At 32.5% G+C, this 25,348-nt stretch carries 19 protein-coding genes and 1 riboswitch; of the genes, 16 read left to right on the plus strand and 3 right to left on the minus strand.

Annotation, left to right across the window (positions count from 1 at the left end):
• Positions 1-193: 193 nt before the first annotated feature.
• The 6 genes from ACLTBU_RS15875 (at position 194) to ACLTBU_RS15900 (ending at position 8,037) form a co-directional block, all read left to right on the plus strand.
• On the plus strand, positions 194-1,408 hold the full coding sequence (locus ACLTBU_RS15875) for a DNA cytosine methyltransferase (protein ID WP_412219892.1): 1,215 nt from the start codon (positions 194-196) through the stop codon (positions 1,406-1,408).
• 108 nt (positions 1,409-1,516) lie between these two features.
• Entirely contained in the window at positions 1,517-2,920 is a 1,404-nt protein-coding gene (locus ACLTBU_RS15880) for a hypothetical protein (RefSeq protein WP_412219893.1), read from the plus strand.
• A gap of 201 nt (positions 2,921-3,121) precedes the next feature.
• The gene (locus ACLTBU_RS15885; protein WP_412219895.1) at positions 3,122-3,256 is read left to right on the plus strand and encodes a hypothetical protein; all 135 of its coding nucleotides are present in this window, start codon (positions 3,122-3,124) and stop codon (positions 3,254-3,256) included.
• Between the two features lie 66 nt (positions 3,257-3,322).
• Positions 3,323-4,464, plus strand: a protein-coding gene (locus ACLTBU_RS15890; protein WP_412219897.1) for an IS3 family transposase whose coding sequence is annotated in 2 segments (ribosomal slippage) — positions 3,323-3,569 and positions 3,569-4,464 — 1,143 coding nt in all. Because the reading frame shifts where the segments join, the coding sequence is not laid out codon by codon here.
• A 724-nt stretch (positions 4,465-5,188) separates the two neighbouring features.
• A complete protein-coding gene (gene hisS / locus ACLTBU_RS15895; RefSeq protein ID WP_412219898.1) occupies positions 5,189-6,535 on the plus strand; it encodes a histidine--tRNA ligase in 1,347 nt (448 codons plus the stop codon).
• 197 nt (positions 6,536-6,732) lie between these two features.
• Complete coding sequence (locus ACLTBU_RS15900; RefSeq protein ID WP_412219899.1) at positions 6,733-8,037, plus strand: DUF2812 domain-containing protein; 1,305 nt, start codon at positions 6,733-6,735, stop codon at positions 8,035-8,037.
• Positions 8,038-8,426: 389 nt separating this feature from the next.
• Here ACLTBU_RS15900 and ACLTBU_RS15905 read toward each other — a convergent pair whose 3' ends face one another.
• Positions 8,427-9,200, minus strand: coding sequence for a hypothetical protein (locus tag ACLTBU_RS15905; RefSeq protein ID WP_412219900.1), 774 nt, complete (start codon positions 9,198-9,200; stop codon positions 8,427-8,429).
• 237 nt (positions 9,201-9,437) lie between these two features.
• Positions 9,438-9,523, minus strand: a riboswitch (cyclic di-GMP riboswitch).
• A gap of 258 nt (positions 9,524-9,781) precedes the next feature.
• On the opposite strand from ACLTBU_RS15905, the gene ACLTBU_RS15910 reads away from it, so the two are divergent.
• From ACLTBU_RS15910 to ACLTBU_RS15945, 8 genes are all read left to right on the plus strand, one after another.
• Positions 9,782-10,363, plus strand: coding sequence for a hypothetical protein (locus ACLTBU_RS15910; protein ID WP_412219902.1), 582 nt, complete (start codon positions 9,782-9,784; stop codon positions 10,361-10,363).
• 117 nt (positions 10,364-10,480) lie between these two features.
• Positions 10,481-11,329: a YitT family protein gene (locus tag ACLTBU_RS15915; protein ID WP_412219903.1), complete on the plus strand. Its 849-nt coding sequence runs from the start codon at positions 10,481-10,483 to the stop codon at positions 11,327-11,329.
• 389 nt (positions 11,330-11,718) lie between these two features.
• Positions 11,719-12,522, plus strand: coding sequence for a hypothetical protein (locus ACLTBU_RS15920; protein WP_412219904.1), 804 nt, complete (start codon positions 11,719-11,721; stop codon positions 12,520-12,522).
• 12 nt (positions 12,523-12,534) lie between these two features.
• Complete coding sequence (locus ACLTBU_RS15925) at positions 12,535-13,665, plus strand: ATP-binding protein (protein ID WP_412219905.1); 1,131 nt, start codon at positions 12,535-12,537, stop codon at positions 13,663-13,665.
• Between the two features lie 3 nt (positions 13,666-13,668).
• Positions 13,669-15,051, plus strand: coding sequence for a VWA-like domain-containing protein (locus tag ACLTBU_RS15930; RefSeq protein WP_412219906.1), 1,383 nt, complete (start codon positions 13,669-13,671; stop codon positions 15,049-15,051).
• A 74-nt stretch (positions 15,052-15,125) separates the two neighbouring features.
• Positions 15,126-15,953, plus strand: coding sequence for a tetratricopeptide repeat protein (locus ACLTBU_RS15935; protein WP_412219908.1), 828 nt, complete (start codon positions 15,126-15,128; stop codon positions 15,951-15,953).
• A 305-nt stretch (positions 15,954-16,258) separates the two neighbouring features.
• Complete coding sequence (locus tag ACLTBU_RS15940; protein WP_412219909.1) at positions 16,259-19,225, plus strand: YhgE/Pip family protein; 2,967 nt, start codon at positions 16,259-16,261, stop codon at positions 19,223-19,225.
• Between the two features lie 97 nt (positions 19,226-19,322).
• Complete coding sequence (locus tag ACLTBU_RS15945) at positions 19,323-19,925, plus strand: sugar O-acetyltransferase (RefSeq protein ID WP_249333447.1); 603 nt, start codon at positions 19,323-19,325, stop codon at positions 19,923-19,925.
• Here the strand turns inward: ACLTBU_RS15945 and ACLTBU_RS15950 are convergent.
• Both ACLTBU_RS15950 and gltS read right to left on the minus strand, forming a co-directional pair.
• Positions 19,918-21,618, minus strand: coding sequence for a carbohydrate-binding domain-containing protein (locus tag ACLTBU_RS15950; protein WP_412219911.1), 1,701 nt, complete (start codon positions 21,616-21,618; stop codon positions 19,918-19,920). The two genes, ACLTBU_RS15945 and ACLTBU_RS15950, sit on opposite strands and share 8 nt — an antisense overlap.
• Before the next feature lie 127 nt (positions 21,619-21,745).
• Positions 21,746-22,954, minus strand: a complete 1,209-nt coding sequence (gene gltS, locus ACLTBU_RS15955) for a sodium/glutamate symporter (protein WP_412219912.1) — start codon at positions 22,952-22,954, stop codon at positions 21,746-21,748.
• 171 nt (positions 22,955-23,125) lie between these two features.
• Here gltS and ACLTBU_RS15960 point away from each other — a divergent pair, with 171 nt between their 5' ends.
• A complete protein-coding gene (locus tag ACLTBU_RS15960; protein WP_249333444.1) occupies positions 23,126-23,368 on the plus strand; it encodes a hypothetical protein in 243 nt (80 codons plus the stop codon).
• Positions 23,369-24,256: 888 nt separating this feature from the next.
• Positions 24,257-25,330 (plus strand): C45 family autoproteolytic acyltransferase/hydolase, encoded by a 1,074-nt coding sequence (locus ACLTBU_RS15965; RefSeq protein WP_249333443.1) that lies wholly within the window; start codon positions 24,257-24,259, stop codon positions 25,328-25,330.
• Positions 25,331-25,348 lie beyond the last annotated feature (18 nt).

Below are 25,348 nucleotides of genomic sequence, written 5' to 3' on the forward strand. Positions count from 1 at the left end.
TAGAGACCACGATTTATGGGCTTTCGGACAGGGGTTCGATTCCCCTCACCTCCATGTGAGAAACTCCCTCTTTCAGAAAATTCAATCTGGAGAGGGAGTTTTGTGTTAAGAATAAAGACAATAAATGACTAGAAAATAAAGAGGCTTAATAAATGATATAACTTGAAGTTAAGCAAGAGAGGAGACCGAATTTATGGTTGCAAACAATGATACTGTAAGTACTACTAACTACACAGTAGCAAGCTTTTTTGGTGGAGTTGGTGGTATTGACTTAGGATTTGAACAAACTAAGAAGTTCAGTACGGTTTTCATCAATGAATTTGATAAAAATGCACAGGAGACAATAGCTATTAATTTTCCAGAAGTACATCTTGATAGAAGAGATATACATGAGGTTGAAGTAGCAGATGTACCTAATACTGATATGATAGTTGGAGGATTTCCTTGCCAAGCATTTTCAATAGCGGGCTATAGAAAAGGGTTTGAAGATGATAGAGGAGACTTGTTCTTTGAGCTTTTAAGAATAATAGCTCATCATAAGCCTAAAGCTATATTTATTGAGAATGTTAAAAACATGGTGACCCATGACCATGGCAATACATTCAAAGTTATTAGAGAAGCATTAACTTTAAATGGTTATTGCATTAAATGGAAAGTTATGAATGGCAAAGACTACGGCAATATTCCTCAAAACAGAGAACGTATATATATTGTTGGATTTCGAGATAAAAGGGCTTTTAATAATTTCGAATTCCCGTGTGAAATTGAGCTTACTAATGGGCTAGATACGATTATTGATTATAGAACTAAAGTGGAAGACAAATACTATTACAAAGAAGGTGTACAACCTTTCTATGATAAGCTGAAAGAAGAGATTAAATCTCAAAATTCAGTGTATCAATGGCGAAGACAATATGTAAGAGAAAACAAGAGTGGTGTTGTGCCTACATTAACAGCTAATATGGGAACAGGAGGGCATAATGTTCCTTTAATTTTAACTGACCATGGAATTAGAAAGTTAACACCGAGAGAAACATTCAATGCTCAAGGTTTTCCAAAAGACTTTAAGATGCCAGAAATATCGAATGGGCAGTTGTATAAACAGGCTGGAAATAGTGTAGTAGTACCTGTAATTAAACGTATTGCAGAAAATATTGCACATGCCCTTGATGAAATGGTAGATAGTAAAAGTACAGATATAGAATGTAATGGTAAGAATATACTTATTTATGTAGATATAAAAAATAGATTTGAAGGAGAAAGTTTTGTTGAAGAGTCCTTTGATGAAATGAAAGAGGTAGAAGAATATTTAGATAAAATGGAAGTTAAGCTATTATCAGATGAGGAATATTTTAAATTGGTATCAAAAGATACGAGTAAAAAATTCTATTCACTACAAGTCAAATAATTAGTATTTAAGATAAGAGGAAGCTCTTATCTTTTTTTGTCTATTAAACTCTAAAAAAGATGATATTTATGGTAAAATATACTTACTATGTAGATAGAGGTGATTATCATGGCAAATATAATATGGGATAGATTTTCTAGGCAAGAACAGCGTGAGTATATAGAGTTTTTAAAGATATTTGGTGCACTAAGTGGACTTTTTAAAGATAACCAAGAAGGAACCAATGCACGTAAGCCGTATTTGTATTATCGTAATCATGAGCAACTTTTTGCTAGAGTATTTGATGTAGAAGATTTAACAAGAAAAGATAGTGCTTTTGATGCACTAGCAGTATGGGGGAAAGATAGAATAGGTATAGGACTTAAAACATGGATACATACAAATGATTATACATATCAAAAAGTAGCAGAATTTAATAAATTAGCCCCAGTTGTTATTGCTCCACTTATTGAAAAAGGAACGCCTGAAGAAGTTGTTCGTAAGGTAGCTGAACTTAGAAATGAACGTATAATGTTAGATAAGCGTTTATATAGAACAGGTGATGATGTATATCATTTTATTACTCGTGATGATGATGTAATGAATATAGTTGAAACACGATACGATTTAATAGACCTAGATTCTATAGAATTAATAAAAAGTGATGGAAAAACATACAGTTTTAAGGATAAATTACATAATTACAAATTTTATAAGAGTAAAAGTGTGTTGCTGGAAGAGTTTGATGCGTCACAAGGAGAAATAATTGCACAAATACCTATAGAACAGTTTGAAGACCCTTTTGAGCTTATTCGAATGATACAATTACCAGGTGAAGAGAAGAAAGATATATATGAGGAGTTAGGAGAATTGCAACAACATACTATATCCCAAGGAATAGTTGCAGAGGGGGTACGTAGTTTTGTAAAAGGAAGTAGCAATAGTAAAATTTATCAAGAAGTATATTTGCCTTTGTATCAAGACAAGAAAGAGGGCAGAATTGTTTCACCGTGTTCGGGAATTAATATAAGGCATTCAAAGTCAAAAAGCAAAGGTAGTAATATTCCTCGTCCTGAGTATGAAATAGAAGTAAGGGTTAGTAAATGGATTCACTACATTTTTCCGGAATTTTTTGGGATAAATGCATTGAAAGAAGATGAAATTAAGGATAAAGAATTAAATGATTTTGACTTAATATTACCGGATGGAAGAGTGTTAAGAGGGAGAATAAAGCAAGTGGGAGGTAAAAGTCTCCAAACTAATCCACAAGGAGCACTTGGAGAATGGATACTTAAAGATGTATTAGGACTTAGAAATAGAGAGGTTGTTACTTGGGATTTGCTAAATACATTGGGGATTGATAGTTTGAAGGTGACTAAAATAGATAATAAGCATTTTAAAATAACAGTTGCTGAAACGGGAGCATATGAAAAATTCAAAATAGATAATAGGGAAGCAATTGAGATGGCAGGATTAGATGGAAGACAAAAACCGTACTTTAGACCAGAACTTGTACAAGAATTAGAGGGATAAAAGAAATTTACGTAATAGTATTTAAAATATTATGAAATATATATAATAATTATGAGATAGCCTATGTCAAGTTTGATATAGGTTATCTTATTTTGTATAAAAGGAGTGATAATAATTTCAAAAGCTAGTATTGAAAAGAGGTTAGAACGATTGCTAGTACAGATTGAAAGGAATGATAGGAGAATAGTAAAGATTAAAAAGATGAAACGCAAAATATTTAGAAGTGCAACAAAAAGAGAACAGGAATTAATTATGAAATATGAGGAGTTAGAAAGTGAAGAAAGAGGGATAGTTGTAGAAGCAATATATTTAAATGCAGTAAAGGGAATGACCTGATATATTAAAGTTGTAACACCCCTGTATAGTTTGATAAAATCAAATTATCAAAGGAGATGTTACGTTATGAGCAACAACAAATACACACCTGAACTAAAAGAAAAAGTATTACGCCTCTATCTGGAAGAAGGTCGTAGTAAGAAAAGTCTTACCGAAGAATACAATCTTGGTCAAGGTACTCTCACATACTGGTTGCAACAACGCCGCAAAGAATGCCAATCAAATCCAACTATACAAGAAGAAAATAATTCCTATGCAGAAATTCTTAGATTAAGAAAAGAATTAGAAGAAGCTAAAAAGGAAAATGAATTCCTAAAAAAAGCAGCGGCATTCTTTGCAAAAGCAATCGATTAGCTCAGTACCAGTTCATCCAGAAATATAAAGATCAGTTTGGTGTCCGTTGGTTACTTAGCAAATTTTATATTTATCCTAACGCATACTATAACTATTTAAAAGACCGTAAACATCAATATTACGAAGAAAAGGCTAAAATCCAACGCAAAATAGTTGAAATATATCATCGTGAAAATGGTGTACCAGGGTATAGAATGATGAAATATTATTTAGATAACTATTCTATTCATCGTTCCTATATAACGATTCATCATTATATGTTTGAACTAGGATTGCGTTCTATTGTAAGGAGGAAAAAGCCATCTTACGTTGAAGGAACTGCTCACAAAATTTTTCCTAATCTCTTAAATAGACATTTTACTGCAGATGCACCAAATAAAATTTGGTGTACTGACTTCGCCTATTTGCCAGAGAAAGATGGCAATATGCGATACAACTGTACAATCATTGACTTATATGACCGTTCTGCGGTAGCAACTCTAGATGGTGCACATATAACCACAGAACTTGCTATTGAAACCTTAAATATTGCGTTAAAAAGACATAAACCTGCTAAGGGATTAATACTTCATTCAGATCAAGGCCGTCAATTTGCAGCTAAAGAATTCAATGACTTTTGCAAAAAGAATCACATCCAACAAAGCATGAGTAAGGCTGGATGTCCTTATGATAATGCACCAATGGAGCGTTTTTATAATACGCTAAAAAATGAGTTTTTTAATCTTTACCGTTTCAAATCAACAGATGAGTTGGATCAGAAACTTTATGAATTTGTTTATGTGAAATATAATCACGTAAGGCCTCATTCATACAATGATGGTCTTACACCTTATGCAGCACGCTGTACTGCATAAGGAAACTATACACAAGTGTTACAATTTTGCTTGACTAGGACAAGATTTCTTAATATGAAGTGGCATATCGTTAGTATATTTATATTAGGCACTTATTTTTCGATTAATATAGTATCTCTTATATTTATATTATCAATATCTATACTCATAAGAGGCATATGTAAAGGAGCAATATGGGGATTAGAACTACTAGAAGAAGTAGGATGGGGGTTGAAAAGAATTTTTTATCCAGTAACTGAAGAAGATATGAATAGACTTCAGGAGGAAGTTATATATAATACATATGATTTTAAAATATTTATAACCCCTGACATAGAGGTGTTGCCGGTTATTAACTTTATAGATCTAGAAGAACAAATACAAATTACTTCATGCAAATAGGCATCATTTATATAAAGATACGATGCCTTATACAAATAGTAGTATTATTATAACTTTGGGATTGAAAAATATATGTAAATAGAGTACAATAATTCAAAATAAGATACGGAGGGAATTATGAGTTCAGAACAATTAACTATAATAGTTCAATTACATCATCATCACAAGTAGGGCTTGGATCACCAATTTGATTGGTAGATACAAGTCTATTTGACGTTAGGCTTGTATCTACTGTGATGATTTGAATTCATAATTCAAGGCTCTCTTGTAAGGGAGAATCAATGCATGTAGGTATAAAGCCTATGTGCATTTTTTATTACCCCAATTCAAAGGAGAGATTAGTATGACAAAGAAAATTAAACCATCAATATTACCAGGATTTATGGAATTACCACCAAAGGAACAGCTTATCTTTAATGATATAGTAAGTAAAATGAGTAAAGTTTATGAACAAAATGGTTGTATGCCTATGGATACACCTCTTATAGAGAAAGAAGAAATATTACTTGCTAAGTCTGCGGGAGAAACAGAGAAGCAAGTTTATAGAATTGATAAAGAAAAAAATAAACAGGCACTAAGATTTGACTTAACGGTACCTTTTGCACGTTATGTCGTACAGCACATGAATGAATTAGATTTTCCTTTTAAGCGGTATCAATTTGGAAAGGTGTATCGTGGAGAACGTAATCAGAAGGGGAGATACCGTGAATTTTATCAGCTGGATATAGATATTGTAAGTCCTAGAAAATTAGATATCACAAATGATGCATTTGTCATAAGTTTAGCAGCACAGGCATTTGAAAGTATTGGTTTAAAAGATTATAGATTTCAGATAAGTAATAGAAAAATTTTATCAGGATTACTAGAAATGCTAGGAATAGTACAACAACAAGAGGTTATGGGACTTATTGATAAATATGATAAGATTGGTAAAGAAAATTGTATCAGAGGGATAGAGGAATTAGTTGGAGCATGCAAGGCCATATATATTAGGGAACTGTTAGAGATTCAAGGGAGGGTAGATGATGTCATTAAACAGATGAAAGCTTTTAATCAGAAACTAGGAGAACAGTTTAATAGTGACCAAGAGCAGAGGGGTTATTTTAAAATGAGGATAGGTATAGGGGAATTAGAAGAAGTCCTAAATACAGTAAGATTATTTGGTGTAAATGAGCAAAATCTTAGAGTTGAATTAAAGATTATTAGAGGCCTTGATTACTATACAGGAACTGTTTTTGAGACAGTTATTGAAAGAAACGAAAATTATGGATCTATTTGTTCAGGTGGGCGATATGATAATTTGGCTGAACTTTATACAGATATGAAAATACCAGGAGTAGGCATATCTATAGGAATCACAAGGTTATTTTTTGTACTTAAGGAAATAGGATTTGTGGGAAGCTATACTTTAGAAGATACGTTAGATTATCTTATTAGTCCTATTGGTAATACATTAAAAGAATGTATTAAAGTAAATCAGGCATTACAGAGACAAGGCATTAAGTCGGAGATTTATTTGAATAAAGACCCTCTTAAAAAACAATTAAGTTATGCAGATGCAAAAGAGATAAGTACAGTTATTATAATAGGTGAAGATGAAGTAGAAAAAGGACAATTGATTATAAAAAATATGAAGACTGGTGAGCAAACTAAGGTTAGCAGAAAGGAATGGTTTAAAAGAGAAATTTAATAAAAGGTATTAAAGGATATACGTCTGGTGCATATCAATGGACTAAAGTTAGTATGGCTTTAAAAGAGATGTAGCTAGGGTTAATTAAAATTGTATTGAAAATTTTGAATTGATATAATGAATTTGTGAATAGACACGAATAAAATATATGAATGGGTGCCTAATAGTAAGACTGATTTTGATGGGGAGGAAAATAGATGGGTGAAAAATATATATATCGCTTTTTAAGCTATTTAACAATCGATTATAAAGCACTTGAAATATATCTCGAAGAGATGGGACAGAAAGGGTATGAACTAGAAAAGATAGGGGCTCTAGGGTTTGGTAAATTTAGAGCTAGTAAGCCACGCCACATTCGTTATTGTGTGGAGGTGCTGGATGATAATATGCTAAAGGAATATGAAGGCTTGTATAAAACCTCAGAGTGGCAAGAGATTAAGGCGGGGAATTATATATATATTTATAAGGCGAAGAAAGATATAGAACCTACGCCTATCCATAAATATGGGGAGATTAAGAAAAATCAAGTGATGAACACCATCATCGCAAGAGAAGGATGGATGGTTCTTTTTAGTATTTTGTGGCTTATGTGGGGTGTTAGAGAGTTAACGACAATGAATTATTATGATTTATTAGATAATATGTCCTTGCAGTCAGCTTTTATGAAGTTGGAAATAGGTGGCATATACAGCTTGTATAGTATTTATCTGATTAGATTTATTATCAAAAGCTTACGACAAGAAGATTATGAGCCAACCTTGAAGGGGGCAAAGTATAGGCGAAATGTGTATTATGGCGTTATAGTGATCTTATTGTTTAGAGTGATTAATAGGATGTGTGATAGCGAAATGAATTTAAAGGTATTTGTGCCACTAGTAGCCATGCTAGGTGCAGTTATAATCATCACTATCTTATATAAAAAGCATTATTATAATGTATCACCTAAGACAAAGGAAAAGAAGGTGTATATCCATTTCTTATATGGCATAGGTATAGTCGCTATTATTTGCGCAACTTTTATGTTTATTATAACTTCGATTTCTAGAACCTCTTATGAAAGACCGCTTCTAGAGGATGAAATAGCAGAAGCAAAAAGGGTAGGGGTATTAAGCCTTAGGAACTTCCCAGGGTATGAAAATGCTCAAATAGAATGGGTAAGCATTGACTCAGGAGAGAGTTTTGTTCTTAATAAGTATTATGATTATAGGGAAAATTATGAGGGGATGAGTTTTAATATAGCGTATTATGATTGTAAGAATGAGAGGAGTGCGCAAATAGTATGGGATAAACTTTATGAACGTCATTCTGATGAAAGTATTGCTTATGGGGCATTAGAAAAGGTTGATGGAAGTTATTTTGGAGCAGATGAAGCGTATAAACATCAGAATTGGAATGAGTTGCTTTTGCGCAAAGATGATACTATTCTGTTTATCGATAGTGAAGAAATTGACTTCTACCATAAAGTCAATGCAGATATCATTAAAGAGGTACTTAACCCATAAAAGCCTAACGATATAAGAGAATGAGACAATTTCACTTAAGATAATAATAGACAAAAAGCTGAGCGCTATGCAGTTTTCTTCTTAAAAACAACTGCATAGGCTCATCTTTGTCTACTATTAATCTTAAAAATAAAATAGCCTATTGAAAAATAACATATGTTATGTTATTAATATAATAGGGCAAAATTCGTATGATACATATAGATAGAGTAAAAAACTGTATCAAGGAAAAAGAGACTAAGCTGGGGGGCTTAGTCTCTTTTTGAATGGGTAAGTATTGTCTAAAATCAAACAGAATAAAATTTAGATAAATATATTAAAAAATTTACTTAAAATTAATAAGACCCTCGAACTTAGTTTGAGGGTCTTAAAGTTATATGAAAAATTAATTATCTGATAATAGGAAGGCTTACAAGGAGTGGTACTGAAGAGTTTGTCGCTTCACCTTCTATTCTAAATTCTAATGTGTCACGATAGTAAGGTACAGGATTTAAAGATTTAATATGAAGTTTAACTTTTGTAGAATTAAGACCATCGCAGTATGGTAATGGGTTAACAGCAATATTAGAAGTACGCATTATACTTTGGCGAATAAAACCTCCTAAACATCCTGTATTAAAGTAAGCTCCATTTATGCCTTCAAGATTAATAATGAAACCTTCTTCAAGCTCTTTAACTGTTATACTTTTTCTATCTGTGATAACTTTTGGAGTATTTACTGTAGGGATGTCTTTGAGAACTGGAATTTTAATTGTTACATCGTTATCACATGTTAATACAGAAGAATCAATTGTGATTTCCCAATTATTAATATATTCAATACCTGCATTTGGTTTATAAACACCAACTTCAATAGATTTTCCATCATTGCCTACAGCTAAAGTTGTTTGAATATCATAATTTTGTGTAATGGCATCTTTGATTTTATAAGGATCATTTGTATTAAACTGAGCACCCTCAAGTGTTAGATTAACCCAAAGTTGTCCACCACCATTTTTAATGAAATTTGAGTAATTAACAGATGCCTGCTCAGCTTTAAGTGTAGCTGATGTAGCTACTCTTTGCTCTAATACTCTGACATTTTGTGGTGTTGTTGCCAATACTGCTGTAGCATTTGATGCAACAATACCTGTGATTAATAGTGACTTCATAAATTTGTTCATTTTAACACCTCATTTTATCTTTTTAAAATTTTTAAACAGAAAAAATGATTTAAATTAGAAGTAGGCTATTATCATAGCTATGCCTTAGTCTGTATTAACTTTTTAAAGTACAGAAGGATATTTTTTATAAAGAATTTTATGCAAGTTTAGAGTAAGTATTATAATCTTGCGATAAAAAATCTCCTCAAAGAGAGTAAAATTATCCTATCAAAAATAATAACAAAAAGTTTATGACTTTTTGGCAACTGGCTGGTATAGTTTAAAAAACCTTAACCCCTATAGCTTTGCGTCCCAAGGTTTCCCAAGGTTTGCCCATTTAATTTAAATTTATGTTTATAATTAAACATATGTTTGTTCTGTCGAAAAAATTATACATAAATAAAAAATAAAAGTCAATACGAAGTAATTAATTATTTTCAAATAACATATATTGATGAAAAATTTACATTTCTAGATGAACAAATAAATAGAGTAGGATAGTTAGAAAGAGCATTTATTGGAATGATGCAAAGATAAAGATATTATTTGATTAATAAATATGTTATAATAATGATTATTAATTAACTATATAAGGAGCACCTATGAATAATAAAATTGCATTAATTTATGATGGAAGTCATTATCAAATTGTTATAAATGAAAAAGTTATTATGACTGTTGAAAAGATAGAAGATGCTTATATGTGTTTTGAAAAAACGATTCATAATAATAAATCTACAGCAACAGTAAGTTGGGAAACAATAAGCAGTCAAGTCAAACAACTTGAACTGTCAGAAGTGGAAATTTTTGAAGAGTATCATGCTATTAGTTATAAAACTATAAAATATTTTCATAACACAGGAAAGCTATTTTACATGAACCAAGGTCAAATGTTCCCTTTAAATGGGGATTATCGTTTATTACTGTTTATTTTAGAAAGAGTAGTAAAAAAACAATTGGATGAAAGTGAGAGTTTCATTGAGATTTGTGCTAAAGCCATGGCTGAAGGAATTGTATACCATATAAAAGAAGATACTTTTAGTCTATATAGTGCAATCTTTAATTATGGAAATGTCACATATAATTTCCTTACAAAAGAGATTCATAAGGGAACCCATACTGAAAATGGGACTTTCAACGTATTTAAGGAATATGTTCTAGACATTATTGCTCCTCAAGCTTAGGAAACTAGGTTTGAGGTTTTTTTATTCAAATACATAGTATGAATGAAAATAATAGGAATTTAATGTTATAATGAACAAGAAAATAAGGATAGAAGAGATGAAGAAAGGAGGTAAGCAATGAATAATATAAAAAAGATACTCATTATTTTGCTAGGGAATACACTTTATGCCTTAGCAGTAGCATTATTCATTTTACCTAATAATCTGATAACTGGGGGAACGACAGGGTTAGCTTTAGTTTTCCAACATCAGCTAGGAATACCTGTTTCGGCATTTGTAGGGGTATTCAATGTAGTAATGTTTATTTTAGGGGGGATTGTATTAGGCAAGTCTTTTGCACTTACTACTATTATAAGTACTTTTTATTATCCATTCATATTAAGCATTTTTGAGAAGGCACTTGGTGGTTCAGGTATGACAAATGATACCATGTTAGCAACTATATTTGCAGGTTTACTGATTGGAGCAGGTATTGGGATGGTTATTCGTGCTGGAGCTTCAACAGGGGGGATGGATATTCCACCACTTATTTTAAATAAAAAACTTAATCTATCCGTTTCTGGGACCATGTCTGTACTAGACTGTCTAATTTTACTTACACAGATGCTCTTTGCAAGTCAAGAGAAAATACTTTATGGCATACTTTTAGTACTCCTTTATACAATGGTACTTGATAAGGTATTAATGATTGGCAAAAACCAGATGCAGATTAAGATTATCAGTGAAAAAAGCGAAGCTATTAGTGAAATTATTCGTACAAAGTTAGATAGAGGAACAACTTTAATACATAGTGAGGGTGGGCATACAAGAAAAGAATCTTATGCAGTGCTTACAGTTGTATCCAGTAGGGAGCTCTCTAAAGTAAATGACTTAGCTATGGAGATAGACCCTAATGCCTTTATGATTATTAATCAAGTAAATGAAGTACGTGGTCGTGGCTTTACCTTACATAAGGAATATATGTAGTCGCTCAAATTCCTTATGAAGAAAGTTATAAATATTAAATGTAGCTTAATTTAAGTCGTGATTAACTTACTTGTAGTATAAGTTTATTTAAGTAGAATATTTCTAGATATAAATAATAGACAAATAGAGATAAAAATCCTCGAAGGAGTCCTAGAAGAAGGTCTTTCGAGGATTTTGTAGTTTTAAACTTTTTAGTAGTAGCATTATCTTATACTTTTCTAGTAGAAGTAATACATTCTTTAACACTATTATTTTTTATAGTGCTTGTATAAAATAATCTTTATATTCAATAGATTACTTTTATTGTTATTAAGAAACTTTTCTATTATAATAGGTTTATATTTATTTTATGGATATAGAAATGAAAGTAATAGAAAGAAGGGAATATCATGGACGAGGCACAAATTATTAAATCAATTAACATGAATCCTCCTATTATAAAAATGATAAAAAATCCTACAGATGAGATGAAGTTATTAGCCGTAAGTAAGAATGGATTAGTATTAGAATACATAAAAGAACCAACGAGGCAGATGGAAGAAATCGCCATCAATAATAATCCTAGAGCTATTAAATTTGTCAGTAACCCAACTGAGGATATGATGATAAAAGCCATAGAGAGTGGATGGAACATCTTAGAATATATTAAAAATCCAACGGATAAGGTCATGGCATTAGCTATAGAGCAAGCTGGATGGGCTATTCAATATGTCAAAGAGCCTAGTGAGGCCTTACAGCTTTTAGCGGTTAGAAAAAATTATGATGCTATTAAGTATATCAAAGAACCTTATGAAAGTGTACAAGAAGAGGCGGTTAGAAAAAGTTATGATGCACTTAAATATATCGCTTCCCCTAGTCCTATTGTAGAACGTATAGCTATCAAAAATAATGAAGCAGCTATTCATTTTGTAAAGGAATTAGATCAAAATAAAATACTAGAATTTCTAAAAGTAAATATTTTAGTCATTAAACATGTTGGAAGCAAGCTCACTCAAGATGAATTAGAAGATGTATTAAAACAAGTTTTAGCAGATGAAAATGTTGAAGAAAAATATGTAAGAGACTTTTTAAATTGTAATGTGATAGATAGAAGTAGTCAGACTATGCCAATAGATAAGATCTTATTTATTTATCGATACGGAAGTCAAAAGGCAAAAAAAATAGCTGTAGATGAAAGACTTAAGATGTTATAGGAGAGAAATACAATGAATTTTATAGAAACATTAAGAAGTGTTGAATTAGTATTAGCTACTGGAGAAGTCCCTTTAGTAGTAGGCGAAAGTGGAATAGGTAAGACAGCGCTAGCAAAGAAAATTTCCAAGGAAAATGAATGGAGCCTTGTCGTTATTGATGGTAATCTCCTTAAAGAAGGAGAGATAGGAGGCCTTCCAACTATAGAATCTTATATAGCCATTGATTCTAATGGAAATCAGGTAGAGAAGAAGATGACTGTTTATGCAGTACATAACAAACTTAAAGAAATAGATGAAGAGATAGCATCAGGTAAAAAAGTACTTTTATTTATAGATGAGATTAACCGCTGTGAGCATACTGTACAGCAGGAACTCATGAATTTAATTTTAAATAGGGAAATCAATGGCTATAGATTACACCATAATGTAAAAATTTTAGCAGCTATGAATCCATCAAGTAAATATGGTTCAGACTTTGACTATCAAGTTGTAGATATGGATGCTGCTCAAGAAAATAGATTTGTGTGGTTAAACATGGAGAGTGACCATGTACAGTGGATAAAATGGGCAGTAAGTGCAGGCATTGATCCAAAAGTTATAGAATTTATATCAACCTTCCCAGAGTATTTAAATAGAACGAATGAAGATGATGTAAGAGCAACGCCAAGAAGTTATGAAAGAGTATCTAAGAGCTATCAAGTTTATAAAGAACAAAAAGATGTATTTCCAAGAACAGTATTCTTAAATGTTATCAAAGGGAATGTAGGTAAGGTGATTGCAGAAGAGTTTATGAGCTTTGTGGAATCAGATTGTAAACCTTTAATGAGTTATGAAGATGTTTTTGCAGGAGATGTATTAAGTGATGCTGTTATCGAACAAGTTAAAAGTGAGAGTCATACAAGACTTTATTTAGCTGCTATGAATATCCTAAAAACTTTAGAATTAAATATAAAAAATAATGAAGAAGAGTCAGCAGAATCTATTACTCGATTTGTAGCATTCTTAAAAGCTTATCCTATCGATTTAATGGTAGGCATTATGAAGGATATTAAAAACAGTTATACAGAAGTATACAAGAAGGCTCTAGAAAATGAAGCTTTTGTAGAATCCTATTTTGAGGCGTATGGTGCAATAAGGGGATAGTTTATGGAAACTTATTTTAGTAAGCAAGTACAAGAACTTTATGAAAAATCATTAGAAATCATAAGTCATACGTCTATGTTAAAAGCTATTCGTACACATGAGTTAGTAGATGTAGAGATCTCACAAGATTTTAAAGAGGCTTTTTTTAGACTAATAGATAAGGTTAGTTTAAGTCTTATGGAAGAGAAAGATAATTTCTATGGGTATTTCTTCTTTCAAATGGGAAGGGAAATTCGATTTGACATCAGTAGTCCTAGTGCTGTGAACTTTAAAGGGGCTAAATATGTTATATATTTTAATCCTATTATTTTCTTAACCCTTAATATAAAGCAAATGGAGACAACGATTAAACATGAAATTCATCATATATTATCTATGCATTTAATAAGGGCACGAGAGTTAAAAGGTAGATATGCTACAAGAGTGCTTAATATGGCCATGGACATAGTAGTTAATAAATATTTAGATTACCTTCCACCTTATGCGACCACTTTAAAACAAGTTAACATTAAGTATGGTCTGCAGCTTGAGCCTTATGAACCTTTTGAATATTACGCCGAGAAGCTTCAAATAGCTTTTGATTTGCTAGAAGAAGATGAAGAGGGTGAGATAGACGATTCTTATAATCCAGAAAGCACACATGACCTGTGGGAAGAGTCTGATGAAATAGATGAGAAAACCCTTAAAGAGTTTACACAGAAATTTATAACTCATGCACAGAAAGGGAGTATACCCGCTCATTTAGAAGGTATGATTGCATCTCTTAAAAGTAGTAAGGGGGAATTGCCTTGGAATTTATATCTTAGTAGATTAATGGGAACCGTTGAAAGTAATAAAAAGAAGACCATAACAAGACGTAATAGAAGGCAACCAGAAAGGCTAGATTTAAGAGGGCAGCTTAGAAACCACAAGGCAGAAATAGCTGTTGCAGTTGATATAAGTGGAAGTATGAGCCAGGAAGAGTTTAACCAAGCTATAAAGGAAGTACTTCATATTGTCAAGAATTATAATCATGAGATTACGCTTATAGAATGTGATGACCAAATTAGATGTGCCTATAAAGTAAAATCTGTACGTGATGTTCAAGAGAGAAGGTGTGCAAGTGGGGGGACCAGATTTACGCCAGTTTTTGATTACGCTAATAAGAAAAACATTAATTTACTCATCTATTTCACAGATGGTAAAGGTGAAGAAAAATTACAGGTTATTCCTAGAGGCTATAAAGTTCTATGGGTCATTTCTGGACGAGGGGACAGCCTTTCACTAAAAGAGTCTTATGGGGCAGTTAAAAAACTGAGCAAGATTGAAATAAAGGATACTAGCTTAGAAATGAGTGATGTGAGAAGTGATGGGTATTCAATGAATAATCAAGCGCCAATCTTTTAAGTAAATTTGACTAGATATCTAGTAAATGATATAATTTTTTAATTATTTATAGATAAAATATAAAGGAGAAGACGATGAGAAAAACGAATTCTGCTAATACCATTTTACTCTTAGGGGTTGTGCTTAGTTTCATTTGTTCCTTTTTTCTAAGGAATATTCTTTTAGGTGTTATCGTTTTTATAGTTTCTTTTGGCTTTGTCATGTACAAACAAAGAGCAGCTTTTCTTGCATCTTCAGCCACATCTGCTTATAAGAAGGGGCAGATTGAGAAGAGCTTTATGCTTTATGAAAAGGCTATTCAACTAGAAGGGTGCCCGGGTATGGTTAAAATCTTATATGCGTATCGTTTAATAAGTGAAGGTAAAATAAATGAAGGCGCAAAAATTTTAGGGACACTTAGCTATGATACCATGGATGATAATGAGCGTCTTAACTATAATGCAACAAATGCATTAAGTATTTGGAAACAAGGCGGCTTACATAGAGCCATTGAGATTTATGAAGCACTTTTAAATGATAAAGATAGTATTCTTATTTATGAGACTTTAGGTTATCTCCTTATATGTGCGAAAAATTATAAAAAGGCACTGGAGTTTAACTTAAAAGCGTTTGAGTTTAATAATACCAGTGAGCGTATTAAATGTAATCTTGCAACAAGTTATTACTATGCAGGTCATGAGAAAGAGGCTGTTAAACTTTATAAAGAGCTTATAGCTGATTATGCAAACTTCCCAGAACCTTATTACTACTATGCTCTGATTTTACAAGGATGTGAAAAATATAAAGGTGCCCTTAAGTACTTCAATATGGCATTAGAAAAGAAATTTTCTCATATCTATACACTAACTGAGGAAGATATACAATGTAAACTTAAAGAAGTGGGAGGGCACATTGGGGCATAGGACATAGTTCCCAATGGTAGAGTTAATAACTGATTAGCCATTAAAAAATGTAGAAAATATAAGTGATACTATAAAATAAAAGTAGCAATTTTGAAGGAAACTTCTTGATTGCTATTTTTTTATAATGAATCTACTTTAGGGTGTACATATTATTTTAAAGTAAGGCACTATAAAAAACAAATCTAATTAAGCAAGTCTAAAAATAAGTTTTAGACAAACAAAGACTTTTGTCTATTGTTATGGGATGTAATAAGCATGTAATATTAGATTGAAAATTCTATGGATACATAGGAAGGAGTAAAATCGTGCTAATAAAATTACTGAAAAATAGTTTAAAGATTTATAAAGTAGATCTTTCAAAAATATGTAGGAACTGGGTTAGTCTAGTTGTATTAGGAGGCTTAATCTTATTACCATCTCTTTATGCATGGGTTAACATTTATGCTTCTTGGGATCCTTATGGAAATACTAAAGGTATTAAGATAAGTGTTGTGAATGAAGATAAAGGTAGCAGTATTAAAGGGAGTGAAGTCAATATTGGAACAGAGGTTGTAAGCTCTCTCAAGGAAAATGAAAGTTTAGGTTGGACTTTTTTTGAGAATCGAGAAGAGGCACTTGCAGAATTGAACAAAGGAAATGTTTATGCAACTATTATTATTCCTGAGGACTTTTCTAAAAAGATATTAACCCTTATAGATAAAGAACCTGTTAAGCCGCAGCTTGAATACTATGTCAATGAAAAGATTAATGCTATTGCACCAAAGATTACAGATAAAGGTGCAGCAACGATACAAAGTCAAATTACAAGTTCTTTTATTGAAACAGTAGCAGATAAAGTGATTGAAGTTATGCACTCTGTGGGCGTTGAGGTCGATAAACAATATCCTACTATTGAAAAATTAGAAAATATGATAATAGGCCTGCAGGATAAGTTCCCAACTTTAGAGGTGGGGTTAGAGTATCTTACAGAAAAAGCAAGGGATGGTAAAGTATTTGTTGATAGGCAAGATCAAAATATAATTCAATTAGAAAAAATAATAGGCCAGCTTATAGGCTTTAATGATGATATTACTCAAACTTTAGATGAACTAAGCACTAAACCAGAAGAAGTAATTCCTGAAATAAAAGAAGACCTGATACTTATCCAAACAATTTTTGCAGATATAGCACGCTCTACTACTGAGCTTAAAGAAGCTATAGAGCTTAATAAGCCTGTACTTATCAATGATATTGATCAAGGTATTGCAAAGCTAGAAGGGATAAAAGAGCGTCTAACGGGAATTACAAATAAGTTAGGTGAATTAGATCAAGATATAAGTAGTACGGTTAGTGATGTAGAACATGAGCTTATAAGTACTTTAAATGATTACATAAATGCGTTAGAAGAATTGAAATTAAATTTAGATACACCTGAAGGTGCTTTAAAGGTTTTAAGCAAGATAGAGCATATTCATTATAAATTAGCAGATCAAATTCAAAGCTTACGAAAAACTATTGAGGGAGTGGCTGAAGGGATAGACGGTCAATTAGCTAAACTTCAGTATATTTTAGAGAAGATAGAAGCTATTAAACCGTTACATGATTTAGAAAAGACTCCTTCTGCATCGTATATCATATCATCGGATGAAGAGTTACGAGTATTAGAGGAGAATAGTAATACTGAGTTAGATACCAATTTTCTAAGTGAAATAGAAGATATTTTAGCTTTAGTAGGTGAAGCTAAGGAGAATATGAGTCATAACAAAGAACTATTTAGTGATGCTTTATATCTATTAGAGGATATGGAAGATAGTCTAACAGCTATGAAGGATGGTTTTAATAACTCAAGCCTTGTAGAGGAAAAATTAGGTCAATTAAAAGTACAAGGTAGAGGGTTAAGTAGTGTGGTTGGAACAATTCGAGCACGTATAGACGTGAAAGTAAATGGTATTTTAGATAAGTTATCTACTGTTGAACAGATTATGAGAGAAGTAGCCAGTGGGGCTAATGGGTTAAAAAATATTATCATGAGTGTAACCAGTGGCGGAAGAGAAAAGGTTGAGGAAATTGTTGATAATATAGAGAAAGTACAAGACAAGCTGGAGGATGTAGCACATAAAGTCATCAAAGCTTCTCACAGTAAGGTAGATAAAGTCGAAACGAAGGTAGAAGATATTAAAGTAAACTTAGCAGAGCTTGAAAAGCGACTAGGTAAGCTAAATAGTGTTCTAGAAGATAGGGGAGTGCTTGAAGAAACATTGCAAAATATAGCACAGCTTAACTTTAATATCCAGGCCTCTTTAGATCAGACAATTGATTTATTAGATGCTGACTTCATAACTAAAATTAAAGAGGAGCTTAGTAAAGTTTCAGTATTTACAGGAGATATAAGCGGATTACTTGGTAATGTTAAAAACGAATTAAATTATTTAAGGGAATTTGGTGTACGTTTAGGTGAAAAGAGTGAATTATTAGTAGAAGATATTAATGAAGTGAAAGCCCATGTACCCCAAATAGAAGAAGATATAGATAAGGTAATAGATAAAATTAATTTTATTAATGAAAATGTGGATATTAAGGAATTAATCAATGAGCTGACCATGGATAATAGTGAAAAGAGTAATTTCTTAGCTGCACCAGTTATTTTAAATACACATAAGTTGTATCCTATGGCAAATTATGGTGCAAGTATGACACCATTTTATACAACACTTTGCTTATGGGTAGGGGCCTTATTACTTTGTGCGCTCTTAACGACTAAAGCCAAAAATGCAGATTTTGAATATACACCCGTAGAGGAGTATCTTGGAAAATATCTTTTATTTGCAACCCTTGCAGCATTACAAGGATTTATTGCATCAGTTGGAGATATTGTAGTATTAGGTGTAGAGGTGAAACAGCCTGTATTGTTTATAGGCTTAGCTGTGTGCTATAGCATAATTTTTACTGCAATTGTTTACACCTTAGTATCACTATTTGGCAATGTAGGTAAGGCTATAGGCGTTGTTTTATTAGTATTGCAACTTGCGGGTTCAGGTGGCACTTTCCCTATACAAGTTACACCTGACTTTTTCCAAAAAATCCATGAGCTCTTACCTTTTACGTATGGTATTAGTGCTATGCGAGAGGCAATCGCTGGAGTTTACTATGAGACACTGGCTAAAGATTTAGTAGTACTTGGTTTATTCTTTATCTTCTTTATCTTTATTGGGGTTTTATTAAAGAAAAAAGCTAATGCATTCCTTCATCAATTCTCTAAAAAATTAGGTGAATCAGGTGTTATAGAACATTAAAGTGAAAATTATAAACTATTGAAAAAAGTTAGACATAGAGATAGAATAAAAATAATATGAGGTAAGATAGTTAAACTTTAATACTAAGGAGATTACTATGACTACAAAAGAAAGAATGCATAGCCAAAAAGTCTATTTCTGTGATGATGAAGATTTAGTAAGAGAACAAGAACAATGTTTAGAAATTTTATATGATTTCAACCATACTAGGCCATCAGAAAAGGAAAAGAGACAAGAAATTTTAAAAAGTCTTGTGGCAGAATTAGGAGAGAACTGTTATATTGAACCCCCTCTACATACTAACTGGGGAAGACATACGCATTTTGGCAATAATGTTTATGCTAATTTTAATTTGACTTTAGTAGATGATACAGATATTTTTATTGGTGACAGTGTTATGATTGGGCCTAATGTAACGATTGCAACTGCTGGGCATCCTATTGATCCAGAGCTTAGAAAAAAGGTTGCACAGTATAATATTCCTGTACGTATAGGGAATAATGTTTGGATAGGAGCTGGAGCAGTTGTATTACCTGGGGTAAGCATTGGTGAAAATACTGTTATTGGTGCGGGAAGTATAGTCACAAAAGATATACCAGCTAATGTTGTTGCAGTAGGAAATCCTTGTCGTGTATTACGTGAAATTAATGAGAGAGATAAAATATATTATTATAAAGATATGAAGATAGATATTAAATAATTTTAATCGCTTCTGTATACCAGCTATTGCTTGCTACATCTGTAAAGCCTATTCCGTTATTAGAAGTAGATAGGATGTTACCGGAAACATTTGTAAAGCCACGACTTGATGAAGTCAGTACAAAATTATAGCTTTCTGTATCACTTGAGCTTTGCATATTACCGCCAAAGCTATTAGGACGACCTGAGTTTTCCATACCTTCAGGAGGAGCAGGGCGTTCACTATTTTCAGGCATCATAGGGAATTTCATATCTTCAGGTATTGTTGGTAATTCACCTTTTTCAGGAAGATGTGGCATTTCACTGTTATTAGGGAAAGCAGGACGTTCACTGTGGGCATTCATATCTGGGCGGTCGCCTTTACCTCCATTTAGGGAGGTACCTCCATGGTGAAGCTGTATGCCACTGCTATAAGAAGTAATTGTGCTATACAAACCATCTTGCTCAGTACCAGAGATATCCCCGCCTTTATATACATGATAAGTCCCTTCAGTAAGAGTAGGTATACTAAATGAAATATAAGTATAGTCATAAGGGAAATCATAAGCAAAAATTGGGACATCTTTTTCATCTGTTACAACGATTAAATCATCTGTATCCTCAGCAAACTGTAGAAACATAAAAAGTTGTTCGGAATTACTTTCAAGTGGGTCATACATACTGCCTGCACCAATCACTGTACCGCCATTAATAGAGGTACCCATATCAGAGTCGATGCCACCATCCATACTATTTGGGTTGGCAAGGGAAATAACAGTACCATCATTGATCACAATCCATCCATTAGAGTCGATACCATCACCTTCTTTACCATTCCCAGCAAAGATACTTAGGTAACCACCATTAATAGTAAGGACACTAATACCATCTTCATTAACATTAATACCATCGTCAGCAGATTGAATATGGATAACGCCACCGTTTAGAGTAAGGTGCATTTCGGTGTCTAAACCTTCATTATCAGCAGTAATATTAAGAATACCATTTCCTTTGGATTCATCATCTATTTCCATACTCATACGAGAATAAAAAGCACCGTCATATTTATGAAGTTTCTTTTGTTCATCGTTATCTTTGTAAATACGTGCCACATGTGAGCCTGTTATAGCATTCACAGAATCATCTGCAAGGATAACACGTGCACCAGCTTGTGAGGTATCTACTTGGTTGGTGGCTGTTTCTGTAGTAGCATCTGTATTACATTCGTATACTTTATAAAAGAAGATAGCAGGTGCTACTGTACAATTAATATTTACATTATCAAGAATTAAAGTAACTTTATCCTTTTCTTCCTTACCGACATTAACAAAAATTTGTCCATAAGAGAGCTCACCAGATATGCGATAAGTACCTGGTTGTGTGATATTAACAACTGTATGCTTAGCAGCTTCTTCAGCGCTATGACGCTCACTGATAGTACCTTCACCATAAGGGTTACCACTTTCGTAAGAGTCTTTATCTTCATAGTAGATAATATCGTGACTCGTATAGACGGCATTGCTACTATCATTAGAAACAGCGACCCCATCTACTAAAATATTGTCATCCGATAAAGAGATGGAGATTTCACGAGAGAAAATAGGAACTTCCGCTGATGAAACAATTTTCATCTGATCTAAAGCTAAAATAGGTGTAACAGGAAAGAGTAGTAGGCAAGTGGAAAGGGCACTACTTAAAAATTTCTTCATCTTCATATTAAAACCTCCATTTTTGTCTCTATATTGAAAACTATAGAAATAAGAATACATGACTAGAATGAAAGTAGGGTGTTTATTAAGTGAAGATTAGGTGAACAAGAATAAAGTAAAAAACTCTCTATTACTAGAGAGCTTGAATAAAATTAATAAACACAGTAATGACAGCTGAGTTAATAAAGTCAATAAATAAACAGCCGACAATAGGTACTACAAAGTAAGGAGTAGGAACAAAGCCATATCGATTAGTCAGTTCATCCATATTGGCAATGGCATTGGGTGTAGCACCCATACCAAAGCCACATATTGCAGAAGCAAATACAGCAGCTTCATAGTTTTTACCCATGACTCTATAAGTAATGATGTAAGCAAATAATCCTACTAGGAGCACCTGCGCTAGGAGTAGAATTATAAGTGGCAGTGCTAGGCTAAAGAGTTCCCAAAGTTTTAGTCCTATAAGCGCCATGGTTAAGAAAAAGGATAAGCTTAATCCACCAAGTGTTTCTATTTCCTTTTCTACAATTTCTTTTCCTAGGAAATCATAAATATTTCTTATAATAGCAGCTACGATCATGGCACCAATATAGGAAGGAAAAGCAAGGCCTAATGTTTCAATCCATTCAGAGACGATAGAGCCTATGCCCATGGCGATGAATAAAAAGCAGGCACCTGCCATGAGTTTTTTATAAGATAATATATTATGATTTTCTTCATTATAATCCCCTACTTCATCGGGAATCCTACCTGAATTTTCATCACAAACTGTTTTTAAATGATGGTGCAGTATTAAATTTCTAGCAACTAAACCGCCAATAATACTTCCCATAATAAGGCCAAAGGTAGCAGAGGCTATAGAAACACTAGTGGCACCTGAGATTCCCATATCTTCAAGAATAGGTCCAAAGGAGCCTGCTGTTCCATGTCCACCTACCATTGGAATAGAGGCAGTGCAGAGTCCTAAAAGGGGAGAAAGGTGAAAGAGGGAAGCTAGGGTGGTACCCACTACATTTTGCAAAATAACGAGTAAGATGGAAAGACCTAGAAAAGTAATGACTTTACCCCCACCTTGTTTTAATATTTTAAAACTGGCAGTAAAACCGATGCTAGTAAAAAAAGCAGTCATAAATATATTTTGCAGCGAGGTATCTAGATTGATGGTAAAAGCGCCTGTAAGATTAAAAGTAAGCATAATGAGTGCTACTATAAAGCCCCCTACAACAGAGGGTGGAATACAGTATTTATTTAAGATATTAAATTTATTTCTAAGATATTTACCCATATAAAACACTAGAGAGACTAAAGCCATAGTTTTATAAACATCTAAATTTAATGTCATTGGCCAAGGCATCCTTTCTTTAGTAAAGTACTATAGTGTTAGTATGTAAAATATGATGTAGACTATACAGAACCATAGAAATCATTATAAAAATGTAATAGCAATAGACAGTAGATTGCTAAAAATATACAATGAATAGTAGAAAGACTTTTTCATAAAAGGGTGATACGTATGCTGTTTAAGAATAAAATTAAAAAACAAATAGAGCTTCAAATTAATGATTTAAAGCTCTATTTAGAAAATAATTATAAAGATTTAGCTATTCAGGCAAGAAAGGATGCTATTGCGCTAGTTGAGCAAAGTTATAAAAATAAGCAAATAAATGAAAAAACCTATTTAAAATATCAAAAGCAGTTAGGTGAATATACAGAGCAGATGAAAGATTATAATCATCAGAAATTTTATAGATCTTAGTAATCTAATGAAGAGATAGTTTTATAACTAACGATAATATTTTGATAAGAGAAGATATTTTGTTTTAAAATACAAAAAGCTAACCTAAGTCGTCTCTCTCCCTTTTAATAGACAGACTTAAGTTAGCTTTTTGTGTTTGTGGCAATAGATCCTACAGAGCAGTTATTCAATCCAACTTGCTTTTATTAATCTTAGCCATAGGCATTGGTGCCGGTTAGATTTACCTTATGACACGCTCTGCATGCAGTAGACTATAGGTGGAAGAGGTCTTTATGACGTACCACTGCAAGATTCTGAATGAGGAGCGTGCATAAAGGGATTACTTTAGGCACTAGGGCGTTAAGCTTTGATAGAAGATAGCACATAATGGATAGAAGAATGGAAGTGTAGAGAAATAACCTGAGCCTGATTTAGTTGCCACATCCTAAGACAGGTCAGTCCCAAGAAGCAGTTTGTCAGATAGGGTAAGGAGAGAACCTTAGCTTTCAAACTTTTTCTTAGTGGTGTAAGCTCTATCGCTACCTAGGAATACTTTAAAGCTTGCACTTGATATTCTTATTATGCGACTAAATTATTTAAGAGTCTAGATTAAAATATAGAAAAATTAAATTTTGGCGTAATCCCTAAATTTATAAAAATAAAAATAGACGTATTTTTTAAAGGGGGGCTAGAAATTAAAGAAATGCATTTGATACTTTATATAAGAAAAATAAAGATTTACTGGTTAAAGTGATAGGTTAATGTAACACTTGAATCCTAAGGGTTTAAAGGTACTTTGAATCTTAAATAGTTTGATTATAAAATAATTTGATAAAAAAATAGTTTGATATTCGAAATAAATTAGTTTATAATAAGTAAGAAATACAGGATAATACAGGAGATAGACTAATGAAAAAAATATTAAAGATTACAGGGATAAGTATTGGTTCTATTCTATTAGTAGCAGTACTTGGCTTAGGAATTATATTTTCGGGAGAAATTCGTACGTTGCTTACTTTTAAACAATTAAATGATCAACCTTTTTATGAAATGACCTATCATGCAGATTATGGTCTTGATGAATTTTTAGAACAAGGTGCAGCTACAGATGATGAACTTGTAAGCTTTGTAACGAAGAAGATCTTAAAGGGTGTTTCTTTTGAAGTAAACCCAGATGGTGCATGCAGTACTTTTATAGCCACAACACCAGAAGGCGATGATCTATTTGGAAGAAATTTTGACTATGTACCTTCAATTGGTTTAATTGTGCGTACAGCCCCTAAAAATGGTTATGAATCTCTATCTGTGGTTAACTTAAATCACTTAGGATTAAGTCAGGAAAACATGCCAACTAAAAACCTTTTAAATCGTATTATTACTTTAGCAGCACCTTATGCGCCTTTAGATGGTATGAATGAAAAAGGACTTTCAATTGGTGTACTTGTAATTAACAAAGGAATTGTACATCAATCAACAGGTAAAGTACCTATTACAACAACTTCAGCAATCCGTATGATTTTAGATAAAGCAGCAACTGTTGATGAAGCTATTGCTTTACTTGAAAAATATGATATGAACTCAAGTGGAGATACAGGTTACCATTTTCAAATTGCTGATGCCGAAGGGAATACAGCTATTGTAGAATACATAGATAATGAAATGCACGTTTTAACAAAAGAAGAGGGCTATACAGCAGCAACAAACTTCGTGCTTTATAATGATATGAATGAAGGAAGTGGGCAAGATCGTTATGAAGCCATTAAAGCTAAACAAGCTGAAACGGGTGGCATCATGACAGAGGATGAGGCCTTAGAGCTTTTACTTAGTGTACCATCACAAGGTATACGTGTAATTGAAGGTCTTAACGAAGAAATTGAATCAGATACACAATGGTCTTGTGTTTATAATTTAGATGACTTAACAATGCAAATTTGTACAGGCAGAGATAGAGAAAGAATTTATAACTATAAGTTAGAAAAGTAAAATCTAGTGCCTATAAAA

This window comes from Zhenhengia sp. (genome assembly GCF_046966505.1).
Classification (GTDB): Bacteria; Bacillota; Clostridia; order Lachnospirales; family Cellulosilyticaceae; genus Zhenhengia; species Zhenhengia yiwuensis.